Origin of the sequence: Paenibacillus sp. OK003, assembly GCF_900109515.1 — a bacterium.
Taxonomy (GTDB): domain Bacteria; phylum Bacillota; class Bacilli; order Paenibacillales; family Paenibacillaceae; genus Paenibacillus; species Paenibacillus marchantiae.
The window spans coordinates 19,098-33,547 of record NZ_FOBD01000025.1 but is presented as its reverse complement, the minus strand read 5'-3'; the positions used below and the strand labels follow the sequence as shown (position 1 = coordinate 33,547).

Below are 14,450 nucleotides of genomic sequence, written 5' to 3'. Positions count from 1 at the left end.
AACTCCTGGTTGCCCTTAGGGCACCAGGAGTTCATTTGCTTTTTTTATTGCTCCATCTGTTTGCCAAGGAATCCGGCAGCCGTCTCGGACATTTTAATTTCCATCTGAGACATCTTCACCGATTCATCCTTGTTGAAAAGGATAACCGTTCCGATGGGGTCACCACCTGAAATGATCGGGGCAATAACAAAAGAAGATAACGTCTCGTCATGATCTTTGCTAAGCTCATAAGAACCATTGTTGGTCTCCAAAATCGTCTTCCGGTTTTCCATACAACTCTCCAGCAAAGGACCTACCTGCTTGTCCAGATACTCTTTCTTGGAGCCACCTGCCACCGTAATAATCGAATCACGGTCAGAGATCATCGTTACATGGCCTGTACTTTCATACAGCGATTCTGCATATTCTTTGGCAAAATCACCAAGTTCGCCAATCGGCGAGTATTTTTTAAGAATAACCTCTCCATCGCGGTCCACAAAAATCTCAAGTGGATCGCCTTCACGGATACGTAACGTACGGCGGATTTCTTTCGGAATGACCACTCGACCGAGGTCATCTATACGGCGGACAATACCAGTAGCTTTCATTTCACATGTTGCCCCACTTTCTCGAGAAGATTTTTCAACTACTGTTCCTTAATGGGTTGAGGAAAGTCCCAGAACGTTTAGTGTGATATCTTGACCATAGTATTCATCTGTTCCCATTTCCTTATACATACTTTGGAGAATATAGTTGTGTAAACTTCCACAGAAGGCGACCATGTACCCACTTTGCTCCATAGAGACAAGGAAAAGCAAGAGGGAGGCCTTAAGTCCCCCCCTTGCTTTTCTGTATGGTTGTCCATATTGGAACCATTCAGTGCATCATCCAGACAAACGTATTTGCTGAGTGTACGCACTCCCTATCTTACTTACCGCTTGTATCTGTACCTTCACCTGTTTTTGTATCCTTGTCGGTTCCAGTTGTTCCTTGATCCGTTTTGGTGTCCGTACCCGCATCGGTTTTTTCGCCCTCAGTACCTGTTCCTGTACCGGTGGTGCCTTCAGTAGTACCTTCAGTTGTGCCTTCTTCAGCTTTGTCTGTTTTCGGCAGTTTTATTTCTTTTACGATTTTGTCCAGTTCGCTGGTCATGAATGTATCGATCTCAGCAGCGGCCAATTGGCTTTTGAGTGTTTCTTTTTGCTCAGCAGTCAGTTTCGTGTAGTCCGCTTCTGTACGTTTTTCTACTTTCATAACGTGATAACCATATTCAGTTTCTACAGGATCACTGATTTTGTTCAATGGCAGCGTTTTGGCCGCTTCCTTGAACGCATCTACCCAGCTGGCTACAGGTGTATCTTCATACAAGCCGCCGTTTTCTGCAGAACCTGTGTCTTCGGAGTATTTCTTCGCGATTTCAGCAAAGTCTGCTCCGCCGTCCAATTTCGCTTTCACTTCTTTCGCAAGTTTCAGAGCGTCTTCTTTCTTACGCTCTTTTTGCGTTTTTGGATCCGTAAAGTTAATCAGTACGTGACGAACAGACGCCGTTGTGAATTGATCTTTATTTTTCTCAAATTCAGCTTTAATCGCATCTTCAGTAACGCCCGTTTCTTTGTCCTTAATTACCGTCATGATACGAGTCATGTAATCCTTAATGTTCTGGTCTGTCAGATTTTGAGCTTTCAGCATCTCAGTCCATTGGTCAGCTTGAACAGAAGCTTTCATTTTGTCGAATTGCTCTGTCGCTGCTTTGGCACCCTCGGTTTTGGCTGCGTCACTTGCTTTTCCACTCAAATATTCATATGCAACTTCCTGTTTTACCAGGTACTCCTTGAAATCATCCATATCCATCATTTGTGCATATTCCGGATAGAGGAATTTCATGACCCGTTGCTCCATGTCGAATTCATTGGCTGTAATTGTACCGCCATCATACGTAGCGACTACAGCACTTGTATCCTTCGGTTCCGTTGTCGCTTCTTCCTTCTTGCCACAAGCAGCAAGCAGTGATAGGGACAGTACTGCTACCATACTCACAGACAGTACTTTCCCTACTTTTTTATACTTTGCTAACATCCTTTAGTTCCCCCTTTGATTTAAAAGCACTTTTCATGGACTCCAGAAATTTCTCTACCAGCTCCATCAGTTGCTTGTCCCCAAGCCCTTTGCCCTTGACATGAATAAGCATATGGGGTCCTTGTTCAAATTGTACACGTCTTTCGAACTGATTTCCAATGTGTGCGATTTTTGAGAGCTCAAAGGCATGTTCTCGGCCTTCGTAGAACTTCACAGTAAGATCATCTCCGCGTTGGGAGATGGATTCAATACCGTAGATCTTGCCATAAACTTTCATTCTGGCCACCGCCAGCAGATTGATCACGGCTTCCGGAAGATCACCGAATCGGTCAACCAATTCGTCTTCCAGTTCCATCGCATCGTCGAAGGAAGAAATAACCGCCACTTTTTTATAAATTTCAATCTTCTGAATACTGTCATAAATATAATCAGACGGCAAGTACGCATCAATACTGAGATCCAGCGTTGTGTTCCACTGATCGGATGGCACCGGCTCTTCGCCGAGCATCGTAACTTTGCGTTTGTTGATTTCCTCCGCCAGCATCTGAGAATACAGATCGAATCCGACAGACGCAATAAAGCCGTGCTGTTCAGCTCCGAGCAGATTTCCAGCGCCGCGGATCGACAAATCGCGCATCGCGATCTTGAATCCCGAACCCAGTTCGGTAAATTCCTTGATCGATTGCAGACGTTTCTCAGCAACTTCGGTCAGCACTTTGTCCCGCTGGTATGTGAAATAAGCATACGCAATCCGGTTGGAACGACCCACCCGTCCACGCAGCTGATACAGCTGGGAGAGCCCCATTTTGTCCGCGTCATGCACAATCAGGGTGTTAACGTTAGGAATATCCACCCCGGTCTCAATGATGCTTGTGCTGACGAGCACGTCATACTCCCCATCCAGGAAGTCCAGAATGGTTTTTTCCAGCTCCGTTTCCGACATCTGACCATGCCCCACACCAACCTTGGCCTCCGGCACCAATTCGGAAATTTCCGCAGCCATCTCCTGAATTCCCTGCACACGATTATACAGGTAGTACACCTGACCGCCACGAGCCAATTCACGTTCAATCGCTTCACGAACGAGCGCCTGACTGTGTTCAACGACATACGTCTGTACCGGAAAACGGTTTTCCGGCGGTGTCTCGATAACCGACAGATCCCGTACGCCCAGCATGGACATGTGAAGGGTACGCGGAATCGGCGTCGCTGTCAGTGTCAGCACGTCCACGTTTGTTTTCAGCTTTTTCAGTTTTTCCTTGTGTGTTACACCGAAGCGCTGCTCTTCATCTACAATTAACAAGCCAAGATCCTTGAAGACTAAATCCTGTGACAATAAGCGATGGGTTCCGATGACGATATCGACGGTGCCCGCCTTAATGCCTTTGGCCGTCTCATTCTGTTCCTTACGTGAACGGAATCGGCTAAGTACATGAATATTGAATGGATAACCGGAGAAACGCTCACGGAACGTTTCATAATGCTGCTGCGCCAAAATAGTTGTAGGAACTAATACAGCAACCTGTTTCCCCTCAATGGCAGCCTTAAATGCAGCACGGATTGCAACCTCCGTTTTGCCGTAACCGACATCTCCACACAATAAACGGTCCATCGGACGATTTTGTTCCATATCCTTTTTGATTTCTTCGATGGCACGCACCTGATCACGTGTCTCATCATAAGGGAACAAGTCCTCGAACTCCTGCTGTTCCGCAGAGTCTTTGTCGAAGCCAAAACCTTTTGACGTCTGGCGTTCCGCATAAAGCTTGATTAGATCATCAGCAATATCCTGTACAGATGTGCGGACTTTATTTTTAACCCGTGTCCACTCATTGCCGCCCAGCTTATATATTTTCGGCTCTTTCTCTTCCGAACCGACATATTTCTGAATTAGATCAATCTGCTCAATCGGTACAGACAGTTTGTCTCCACCTGCATAGAGAATATGCATGTAGTCCTTATGAATACCGCCTACCTCAAGTGTGCCGATCCCAAGATACTTACCAATCCCGTGATTCTGGTGAACGACATAATCGCCCACTTTCAGCTCACTATAGGATTTAATGCGTTCGGCATTGTCCACATTGCGAATCGGTTTGCGTACTTTGCGCTGCTTCTGTGAGAACATCTCGCCTTCGGTAACGACAGCCAAATGAATAGAAGGCATCTCAAATCCGGTTTGCAGATTGCCAATAAGCATCTCCGGCTCAGGGATATCATAATCCATGAGTACCCGGCGCATGCGATCGAGTCTTTCCTCACCGTTAGCCAGCATGAGCACCTGAACTCCGGCTTTCTGCCAGCGCTCCATCTCTGCTTTGAGCACGTTCATCTGACCATGGAAGTCCTGCATTCCACGGCTGATAAAGTTGAGAATATTCTGTGGCTGGGTATGAGGAACCTGACGCAAAAAGATGGACATAAACAGCGTCTGGAATGGACGTTCATAGATCAGATCATCCCCATCCGCCGACAGATGCAGGTCGGGAAGGGTCTTTCCGTTTTGCATCAAATGCAGATTCCACTCCGACTCATCACGGTCAAGCTGTTTCGACGTCTCCGCGAGCCTTGCTGGCTCGTCGAGTACCAGCAACGTATCTTCTGGCATGTAGTCGTAAATCGTCTTGTTTTCCGGATAGAGCGGTGAAATATATTTATACATTTCGGAGAAATACACATGTTCCCGCAGAAGTTCGATCTCGCGATGAATTTCTTCTCGCAGACGCAGCTTCGCCTGCCGGTCCGTCATTTTCTCCAACTGTTGGTCAAGCAAAATAACCGCTGCATCCGCAGCCTTCTCCATACGTTCACGATCTGCAATTAACTCTTTGCACGGCAGAACCGTTACTTCGTCAATTCGTTCAATGGAACGCTGATCTGCAGGATCAAATGTACGAATGGAATCGATCTCATCGTCGAATAATTCCACACGATACGCAATGGACGATGTGACTGGATAGAAATCAATAATTCCTCCACGCACGCTCATCTCACCGCGTGATTCTACACGCTCTACACGTTCATATCCGAGCTTCACCATCTCCAGCAGGAATGCATCGAGCTCCAGCGTATTGCCTTGTTTAATTGTAATCTGAGCATTAGCCATTACTTCTGGAAGTGGGACATAGCGCCGTACCCCGGAAAACGGGATAACAACAACGCCCCTAAATCCCTGGGCGCAACGGACCAACACGTCAATACGCTGACCCAATGTTTCCGGACTGGAAACAGCAGCTTCAGCGGCAACAAGTTCGTTGGCAGGATAGAGCAACACCTGATCAGGTGAAAGCGCTTCCTGTAAGTCCTCTGCGATTTTTTGAGCAGAAAACATATTGTGTGTCACAACGAGCAGGGGTCTGTTCATTTCCTGATGTAGAGCAGCCAGCATAATCTGACGCGCCGAACCGGATAAGCCCGAAACCAATTGCTCTTTCATGCCAGATGTAATCCCGGCCGTAATGGACCCGAAGTCCGGATCTTTGGAAAAAGCCTGTATAAGTGCTTGTAACAAAAGGGGCACCTCTCTTATAACTTACTTGAGTATCTCACGCATGCGCGCAGGTTCACCACATTAAAAATTGGATACAAATTCCTTTTTGTCCTGTTTCATCATAAAGGATTAATCGCTACTTTGCCACATCCGTTTGATGTGGCTGGGGGCTAATTTGAATATAGTCTGGTTTCATCCCAACTGAAAAGAAGCCTCAGCAGGCTGCCAAGGCTATAAAGGCGGAGCGGTATTCCGCAGCCGCCATCATCTGTCATACGTTCTTGCTGCGGGCGAGATAATTATTGAAGCGGACTCGCAAGCAGGCTCAGCTCAGGATTGAATTCCAGAGCTTCTTTGCAATAATCACATGTAATCCGAACGGTTATATCGCCACCGGAATTATACGCTATTATATCCCTCCGCTCGTCGGGGGTCAAGAAATGAAAGCCCAATTGCGCTTCCGTTATCCGGGCAGAATCGATTCGTCCAATAAAAGTACGGCAATGCCTGCACACATAATTCACTGACATGTTTATGCCTCCTGAACATGGTTTATACGTCCAGTATGCCCATTAAGACCGAATCGAACCCGAATCCTGATCATTTTTCCATTGTCACTTGCAGGGGTTCACCCGTTGAACTTGGCCATCGTCTGCTCAAACGTATGATCCAGACTATACTCCAATGCATCACAGGTCTGTTCAATCGTTTGATCGAGTGCTTCCTTTTCGTTCTTCATAAACTTCGACAGTACGTAGTCTACAATGGCATGTCCCGGTTCTGGTCGGGATATTCCCATCCGTACCCGGTTAAACTGCTGTGTACCGGTATGCTGGATAATGGATTTGATTCCATTGTGACCGCCTGCGCTGCCCTGGTAACGCAATCTGACTTTGCCTGTTTCCGTGTCCATGTCGTCATAGACGACAATCAGGTCTTCTAGACTAACTTTATAAAAATCCATATAAGCCCTTACCGACTCACCGGACAGGTTCATAAACGTCATTGGTTTAATCAGCACGGTTTTGACACCACCAATTACACCTTCTCCAATCAACGCCTTGCATTTGCTCTGCGTTATGGAGATATTATGGCGCTCTGCAAGTCGATCAAGTGCCATAAAGCCGATATTATGACGGGTTTTAGCGTAGTTCGGGCCTGGATTCCCGAGGCCAACAATCCACTTCATCTTGTTCCCTCCTTCGGATCAGCCTAAGGTGAAGCATAGACTTCGAATGTTATATTTCATATAATATCAACAAAGTGCGATTAGAATTGGTTATATAATTTGAACGATAATTACACCTAATCACTCCGATTGCAGTACCATCTTTCGATCGCTCTTATCCCCAGATTTTCTTTACTCCCTTGATCCAAGGGAAAAATCCGGTGATAGCCTATGCTTCCGAAGTAGCTTTCTTGCAGAAAGCTTTCAGGCGCACGCTCCGCTTCTTCAGATTGGTTCTGCACTCTCCGTTTTAGTGTAAACGTCAGTTCAACTTATATTATGTTTACAGCTTTTATTCATCAACCCAGGAAGGTGAGCGGGTTTTGCGCGAAGACAACGGACAACTGACTCAACATAGCGATTTTATCTATCATCTGGAATATCACGTACCTGTACAGGTATATGACCGCGACACCCATATTGAGATCGGACTAATCACACGTTTCGATAATCAATTTGTCGAAATTGCCGACACTCTTTTTCATCGGCGCCGGTTCCGTTTTATCTCCCGCCCCGGATACTAGAAATCCGGCAGGCAACTGCTTCACTTCCAATATAACGGCACGCCGACAGGGGTTACATTTTCCATTGATCCGGAAAACGTAACCCCTCTACTACTTTATGCAGACATCCTTATTCAATTTCAAACAGCTTGCTGATTGACAATTCCTCATGAACCCGGATAATGGCTTCTCCGAGCAAAGGTGCTACAGACAACACTTTAAGTTTGCTTGTCGGGTTAGCATGCGTAATCGGAATGGTATCCGTTACGATAACTTCCTTCAGTGGTGCATTCTCCAAGCGTTCCATCGCAGGTCCGGACAATACTGGGTGAGTACAGCAAGCGTATACTTCCTTCACGCCGCCTTCCATCAGAGCATTCGCTCCCAATACAATCGTTCCCGCCGTATCAATGATGTCATCGATCAGAATTGCTGTTTTACCTTCGATGTTACCGATAATGTTCATCACTTCGCTGACGTTCGGCTCTGGACGACGTTTGTCGATAATTGCGAGAGGTGCATTCAGGAAGTCCGCTAGTTTCCGAGCGCGTACTACTCCGCCGTGGTCAGGCGATACAACAACCGGATTTTCGATCTGTTTCGAGCGGAAATATTGAGCCAAAATCGGCACGCCGAGCAGATGATCGACCGGAATATCGAAGAATCCTTGAATCTGCATGGCATGCAAGTCCATCGCGATTACACGGGTTGCACCCGCTTTTTCGATCAGATTAGCAACCAGTTTGGCTGTAATCGGGTCACGCGAACGGGCCTTACGGTCCTGTCTAGCATAACCATAGTACGGAATAACGACGTTAATCGTCTTGGCAGATGCCCGTTTAAGTGCATCAATCATAACGAGCATTTCCATCAGGTTGTCATTAACCGGCAAGCAAGTAGACTGCACGATATAAACGTGACAGCCCCGAACACTCTCAGAGAGTTTCACTTGGATCTCACCATCACTGAAGCTGGTTGTGTGAGATTCACCCATAGGAATTCCGATATAATCAGCAATTTGATGGGCAAGCTTGGGGTTAGAATTGCAAGTAAATATTTTTAATTTCGAATCAAAATAAGTCATAAAATAAAAACCCTCCGTGCTGGTTCATTGGAATCTATAAGCGTCTGCGACATGTCGGCACCCCCCGATGTTCGGGAGGCAATTCTTAATATCAATACCCCTTATTCGGGTTTGGCATTTTGTTTCTTGGCTTTGGCACGACCACGGATTTTCTCCGCATACCCAGGTTTGTTCTCCTGGCGTGGGCGGGCAATCGCAAGATCATTGTCGGGAACTGAATGGGTAACGGTAGAGCCCGCAACAACATATGCGCCTTTTCCTACCGTGACAGGTGCAATCAGATTGACATTGCTGCCTACGAACGCATCGTCTTCAATCGTCGTTACAGCTTTATTATATCCATCATAATTCACCGTTATTGCGCCGCATCCAACATTTACGTTTTTCCCTACTTTAGCATCCCCAATATAACTGAGATGAGATACTTTGGAGCCTTCATCAATTGTAGCATTTTTCACTTCAACAAAGTCACCAATTTTTACTTTGCGGCCCAGTTTGGTTCCTGGACGCAAATAAGCAAATGGACCTACAGTTGCTTCTGATCCAACCTCGGCTTGTGACAGTACAGAATGCTTGATTGTAACCCCATCCTGTATAATACTGTCTTCGATATCTGCCTGAGGACCAATATGGCATGCTTCACCAATGGTAGTTGTACCTTTGAGTATGGTACCCGGATACAATACTGTATCTGATCCAATGGTAACATCCGCCCCGATATATGTCGATGCCGGATCGATGATTGTAACACCGTTCAACATATGTTTTACCGCCAAACGTTCACGCATGAACGCTTCTGCTTGTGAAAGAGCAAGTCGATCATTAACTCCGATGGATTCCGCGATGTCATCTGACATGTAGGCTTCCACCACTTCTCCATCATTACGGAAAATGCCAACCACGTCAGTGAGATAGTATTCTCCCTGAGCATTCTGGTTCGTCACTTTCTCCAGCGCAGCGAACAACTTGGCATTATCGAAGCAGTACGTACCTGTGTTGATCTCGTTCACAGCATCTTCCTGCTCCGTGCAATCCTTCTGTTCCACAATGCGCTGTACAGAACCATCTTCTCCGCGAATAACACGGCCGTATCCTTTGGGATTGTCCAGTTTAGCAGTGAGTACCGTTGCTGCTGCTCCGCGACTCTCATGGAGCTTCATCAATCCTTCCAGCGTCTCGCTGGTTACAAGTGGTGTATCTCCACAGACAACAATGGTTGACCCTGCTTCACTGCCGAGCAGAGATTTAACCTGCTTCACCGCATGTCCTGTTCCCAATTGTTCAGCCTGAAGCACGTACTCTGCTCTGGAACCCAAAAATGACTGCACCGCTTCGGCACCGTGACCGACCACAACGACACTGCGTTCAACGCCTGCGCGAAGAGCTGCATCCAGCACGTGACCCACCATCGGTTTACCGCATACGGGATGCAGTACCTTGTACAATTTCGATTTCATCCGTTTGCCTTGCCCTGCCGCAAGAACGATTGCCATTCTTTTCAAAATTTACGACCTCCTGTTCTGAAAAACCCATCGTTTGACCTTACCTGTATATATCCGATGAGTAACGTTCAGCCGGCCCTGCGCCGGTCTTGTTCATCGCCTGCTGTCTCTGTAATCACGCGTAACAACGCGGACACCAACAAATCGTGACCTATATGTATACGCCGTGTACTTGCGAGCTTAACCGATTCCCATGATTCCTAGATGCCGCCCTGTTACCAAGCGCACGCTGCGCTTTTTGTTCTTTCAACATTTTGCAACATTTAAGCTGCGAAAATGCTCTTCTGTGAATAAACTCAATACTGAATATATCTTATTCCGGTCAAAAAGAAAAGAGAGCCATAAGACATGGCTCTCTTTTCCTTCGAACCCCAATAATGTTCTCAGGCACCTTCTTCAATGACTTCTTCCTCAGTTGCTGCGCGATCATACTCAGTCAAAACAGCTGCTTGAATCTTCTCGCGAGTACCGGAAGAGATCGGGTGGGCGATATCACGGAATTCTCCGTCAGGAGTCCGCTTGCTCGGCATAGCAACAAACATTCCGTTATTGCCATCGATGACGCGAATGTCATGAACGACGAATTCGTTATCGATGGTAATGGATGCGATAGCCTTCATTCTCCCCTCAGAGTTAACACGGCGGAGTCTGACATCCGTAATTTGCATGTGTGTGTTCACCACCTTTTTCCATCAGAACTTGGTGTATAATTCCACACAGCACATACGAACTCCTTCTTTTTATAACCACAAAAATGTCCTAATTTCAGGAATTTTTTTATTTAATACACAATTCGACAATGTTAGTGCCAGGTCGATGGAAAAGAACCTTTCCCGACATGTAATTCGTCATGATTCTACAGGTCAAAATAGTTGCCAGGCTTGACGGAAATGTGTCTGCTCTTCGCATCAACCGCCGTCAGCTTTGCCAGAGATATGTAATCCGTCAGCAGTCGTTCTTCCGAATCAACCGATCCAGATTCTACTAATACGCCTACCCCAGCTACCGTGGCATTAAACTCGGCCAATAGGTCGATCATCCCTTGGACGGTTCCCCCAGCTTTCATAAAATCATCTACAATGAGCACTCTGGAGTGCTCACGCATTGCCCTGCGAGATAGGGACATGGTATGTAGGCTTTTATGGGACCCGGATACATAATTGATACTTACGGCCGATCCTTCCGTAGCCTGATGGTCCCTGCGCACGAGCACTACAGGCAGGTTGAGCTGGGCTCCGGTCGCATAAGCAAGCGGAATCCCTTTAGTCTCGACCGTCATCACCACATCAATATTCATATTGCCAAAGGCCGTCGCAAAAATCTTGCCGGCTTCATTCATCAATGCGGGCTGTCCAAGCAGGTCGGACATGTACAGGTATTCACCTGGCAGTATCCGATCGGGCTGCGCGAGCTGGGTAGAAAGTCGTTCTGCAAAAGCCAGTGCCAGCTCTCTGGACACCTTTGGAATCCACTTTACTCCCCCAGCTGCTCCAGCCAGTGTATGCAGTTCTCCCGAACCACCTTCTTCGAACACTTCCTTGATAATCGCCAAATCTTCACTGATCGACGACTTCGCAGCTCCATAGCGTTCGGCAAATGTAGTCAACGGAATAACCGTATGCGGTCTAGACAATAAGTACTGCGTCATTTCAACCAGCCTTGCGCTTCGTTTTAATTTCTTCACAGAGATCCATCCTCACGATCACGGAAAACATCCAAATCCGAATAATTATTTAAAAATATACCACCTTTATACGTGTTTGTACATTATAAAAGCGAATTTTAAGTTAGCATGCGTACGGCATATACTTCTTTACAGAAGCCTCGCAGTCCATTGTAGATCCGGGCAACCTTGGACTCCTTGGAGACCAGCCCAAACACGGTTGGACCGCTGCCTGACATCAATACTCCGTCTGCTCCGAGCCGAATCATGGCATCCTTCAGATGCTGAACTTCCGGATACAGCTTCAACGTTACATCCTCAAGCACATTCCCCATCTGCCCGCACACTTCGGCAAAGGATTGGTTGCGAATGGCCTGCTCCATTTTGGCAGCACTCGGATGACGAACAATCTTGTCGCTGCGGAAACGTCCATAGACGTCGGCTGTGGACACATTAATCGGCGGCTTGGCCAAAATCACCCAACATTGCGGCGGATTAGGCATCGGTGTCAGCTTCTCCCCACGGCCTGTGGCGAGTGCTGTTCCACCTGTAATGCAGAAAGGCACATCAGACCCCAGTTCAGCTCCGAGCTCCTGAAGCTCTTGATCCGGGATGTTGAGACGCCAAAGGCGATTCAATCCACGCAGCGTTGCTGCTGCATCACTGCTGCCACCAGCAAGTCCGGCGGCCACCGGTATTTTTTTGTCCAGATGAATATGAACTCCGGTTCTCACGTCGTAACGCTCTTTGATAAGCCTGGCTGCCTGAAAAGCCAAGTTTTTCTCATCCAGAGGGATATATCCCGCCTGGCTGGAGATAAAGATCGTATCACGAGGCAGCTCAGACATTTCCAGTCGATCGGCAAGATCCACCATCGTCATGATCATCTCAACTTCGTGAAAACCATCTCTTCTTTTATGTAAAACGTCTAGCATCAAATTGATTTTAGCAGGCGCTTTTTCGTAAATTTTCAAGGCGTTCACCCGTCCTCACCTTTTCCCTAAGACAACTTAACATATTATATCAAAATGGGGCTGTCAAGTCATTTCTATTCCGCATCCATGGGGAAAAAGCGAGGTCATTCCTGCCGGATTGCCCCGCTCTCCAAACCGATTGAACCGGATTACGATTTGCGTGCCGCTTCTTCCGCAAGTTGAATGGCACGTTTCACCATATTGCCCGCATCCTTCGCTTTGATCCCGCCCCAACCTTCCTGCTGGACGGTATCATAGAATCCAAGGTCTTTTGCCAGTTCATTTTTGAGTTCATCCGACATTACACTTCTTCTTCTCCGGCTCATGGATCATCCTCCTCCAAATCGTTCATTCATGATAAGTCCATTGGTATCCGGGACTATTTGCCCCCAGGCCAAGCCATTTCCTTGGATTTACTTAAAAAAATGCCTTGAACCTGTCCAAATAGTATGCCGCTTCTTCCCCAGACTCATTCCTGATCAACTATGTGGCTCTCCGATGAATCGAGCGTGATTTTCCCAAAATAAAAAAAGCGACCTGCCCAAGGGGGCAGAATCGCCGTAAATCGATACTTACGTCTCCATGTAGGAGCTATGCGTCTGGCTGCCTGGATCAAATACCATGACTTCCACCGATTCCGTAAGTATATCAGCATAACTGTAGGATACTCGCTTGAAAGTTTCTTGCTCCTCATCAAGCTTAACAATAAAAACAGAAGGGTACGTTTCTTCCAATACACCCGTACGCTCAATGGTCTTACGGCGGCCACCATTAGCCCGCAGCATAATTTTCTGACCAATATGTGCATCGAGATTGCGTTTGATATCCAATAGCGTATTTTTAGCCATTGTCGACGACCACCTCTTTTCTTGTCCATTATACCGGATTTTACAGTCATTGTCAAATCAAAACTAATTATTATATCAGTATCAAAAAGTTGTTGTCAATGAATTTTTTTGCAAACAAAAAAAGCCCCTAAATGGGACTTTCTTCTGCCATCTTCAGACGGCTGACGGATTCACTTTTAACGTGGATAAATCGTTCAATCCGGGCAGACCTACCCGATAACTGCCCCGTGTCTCTACGCCGCCCACACCCTGGCTACCACTAATCGTGTTATGCAAAATGTCATTCATATTCACGGTTTCCCGCACCGACGTGAAGGCTGCCTTGGCTGCCACATAGACTGGGTCCAGAGCATGAATGAGAATTCGGCCGGGTGAACTGGCAAAGTTTGCTCCAGCACGCAGCAGGGCCTCAAAGTGGGACTGACACGCGCCAGCTACAATCGTTAGCGCATCGAGATGACGTTCATATTGCCTAGCCACCTGAATAGCAGATACAAAGTTTTGCGAATTCTTATAGCTTCCCAGACTATATAAGTCATAGGGCTGACGGGTCTTGAGTACCCCGTCATGTCCAGTAATGACAACGATATCTGGACGCACTTTCGGCAGCAGACGATATAAAGTGTCTGCCATGGCAGACTCGTGTACATATTGCCCCTCTGCGGGAACACGAAGCTGCTCATAAAGGTTCATGCTTTTTTTTAGATAATTGGGATCGCCATCCAAGTGCAGCACTTTGCCAGGCATCTCGAAATAAGCGGGTTCTTGTTGAACAGACCATTCCTGAACCAAACCTTCACGATTGCGCTCGGCCTGTTCCATTCGATGCTGCTGCAGGCGTGAGAGCGTCTGATGTGCCTTCACATGAGCCTGCCTCGTCTTCGCACTCTGCGGTTCATAAGGAACCTGTATCAAATCGTCCACAGGGGAATCGGCTAACAGCCGGAACTCGGTCCCTTTAATGATGGCACCGTCCGACTGGAGGCCTTCCAACCGAAAAGTCACATCTCCACCGTATGACTTTCGAACGACCAAGTCTCCGATATTCATCAACATAATCACCTCTACCCCATCGTATGGGCAGAAACCCGGATTGGTTCATC

General features: G+C 47.1%; 14 protein-coding genes. 1 reads left to right on the top strand and 13 read right to left on the bottom strand.

What is annotated here, in order from left to right; genetic code table 11:
• Positions 1-44: 44 nt before the first annotated feature.
• From spoVT to pth, 5 genes are all read right to left on the bottom strand, one after another.
• A complete protein-coding gene (spoVT, locus tag BMW94_RS27380; RefSeq protein ID WP_091001853.1) occupies positions 45-587 on the bottom strand; it encodes a stage V sporulation protein T in 543 nt (180 codons plus the stop codon).
• A 319-nt stretch (positions 588-906) separates the two neighbouring features.
• A complete protein-coding gene (locus BMW94_RS27375) occupies positions 907-2,055 on the bottom strand; it encodes a peptidylprolyl isomerase (protein WP_091001852.1) in 1,149 nt (382 codons plus the stop codon).
• Positions 2,039-5,566 carry a transcription-repair coupling factor gene (gene mfd, locus BMW94_RS27370; RefSeq protein WP_091001851.1) on the bottom strand — a complete coding sequence of 1,176 codons (3,528 nt, stop codon included), beginning with the start codon at positions 5,564-5,566 and terminating at the stop codon, positions 2,039-2,041. The genes BMW94_RS27375 and mfd overlap by 17 nt, the downstream gene beginning before the upstream one ends.
• A gap of 278 nt (positions 5,567-5,844) precedes the next feature.
• Positions 5,845-6,075: an anti-sigma-F factor Fin gene (locus tag BMW94_RS27365; RefSeq protein ID WP_024633714.1), complete on the bottom strand. Its 231-nt coding sequence runs from the start codon at positions 6,073-6,075 to the stop codon at positions 5,845-5,847.
• Between the two features lie 98 nt (positions 6,076-6,173).
• The gene (pth, locus tag BMW94_RS27360; RefSeq protein WP_063567548.1) at positions 6,174-6,734 is read right to left on the bottom strand and encodes an aminoacyl-tRNA hydrolase; all 561 of its coding nucleotides are present in this window, start codon (positions 6,732-6,734) and stop codon (positions 6,174-6,176) included.
• A 362-nt stretch (positions 6,735-7,096) separates the two neighbouring features.
• Here pth and BMW94_RS27355 point away from each other — a divergent pair, with 362 nt between their 5' ends.
• A complete protein-coding gene (locus BMW94_RS27355; RefSeq protein ID WP_024633712.1) occupies positions 7,097-7,297 on the top strand; it encodes a hypothetical protein in 201 nt (66 codons plus the stop codon).
• Positions 7,298-7,406: 109 nt separating this feature from the next.
• Here BMW94_RS27355 and BMW94_RS27350 read toward each other — a convergent pair whose 3' ends face one another.
• From BMW94_RS27350 to yabG, 8 genes are all read right to left on the bottom strand, one after another.
• Positions 7,407-8,360, bottom strand: a complete 954-nt coding sequence (locus tag BMW94_RS27350) for a ribose-phosphate diphosphokinase (protein WP_017691370.1) — start codon at positions 8,358-8,360, stop codon at positions 7,407-7,409.
• Positions 8,361-8,461: 101 nt separating this feature from the next.
• Entirely contained in the window at positions 8,462-9,862 is a 1,401-nt protein-coding gene (gene glmU / locus BMW94_RS27345; protein WP_091001850.1) for a bifunctional UDP-N-acetylglucosamine diphosphorylase/glucosamine-1-phosphate N-acetyltransferase GlmU, read from the bottom strand.
• 383 nt (positions 9,863-10,245) lie between these two features.
• Positions 10,246-10,530, bottom strand: a complete 285-nt coding sequence (gene spoVG / locus BMW94_RS27340) for a septation regulator SpoVG (protein WP_017691372.1) — start codon at positions 10,528-10,530, stop codon at positions 10,246-10,248.
• Positions 10,531-10,718: 188 nt separating this feature from the next.
• Positions 10,719-11,546, bottom strand: a complete 828-nt coding sequence (purR, locus tag BMW94_RS27335) for a pur operon repressor (RefSeq protein WP_064641410.1) — start codon at positions 11,544-11,546, stop codon at positions 10,719-10,721.
• Between the two features lie 98 nt (positions 11,547-11,644).
• On the bottom strand, positions 11,645-12,499 hold the full coding sequence (gene ispE / locus BMW94_RS27330; RefSeq protein ID WP_090905253.1) for a 4-(cytidine 5'-diphospho)-2-C-methyl-D-erythritol kinase: 855 nt from the start codon (positions 12,497-12,499) through the stop codon (positions 11,645-11,647).
• Positions 12,500-12,648: 149 nt separating this feature from the next.
• Positions 12,649-12,825, bottom strand: coding sequence for a small, acid-soluble spore protein, alpha/beta type (locus tag BMW94_RS27325; RefSeq protein WP_053778930.1), 177 nt, complete (start codon positions 12,823-12,825; stop codon positions 12,649-12,651).
• A gap of 246 nt (positions 12,826-13,071) precedes the next feature.
• On the bottom strand, positions 13,072-13,347 hold the full coding sequence (gene veg / locus BMW94_RS27320; protein WP_053778931.1) for a biofilm formation stimulator Veg: 276 nt from the start codon (positions 13,345-13,347) through the stop codon (positions 13,072-13,074).
• 153 nt (positions 13,348-13,500) lie between these two features.
• A complete protein-coding gene (gene yabG, locus BMW94_RS27315) occupies positions 13,501-14,397 on the bottom strand; it encodes a sporulation peptidase YabG (RefSeq protein WP_091001849.1) in 897 nt (298 codons plus the stop codon).
• Positions 14,398-14,450: the final 53 nt, after the last annotated feature.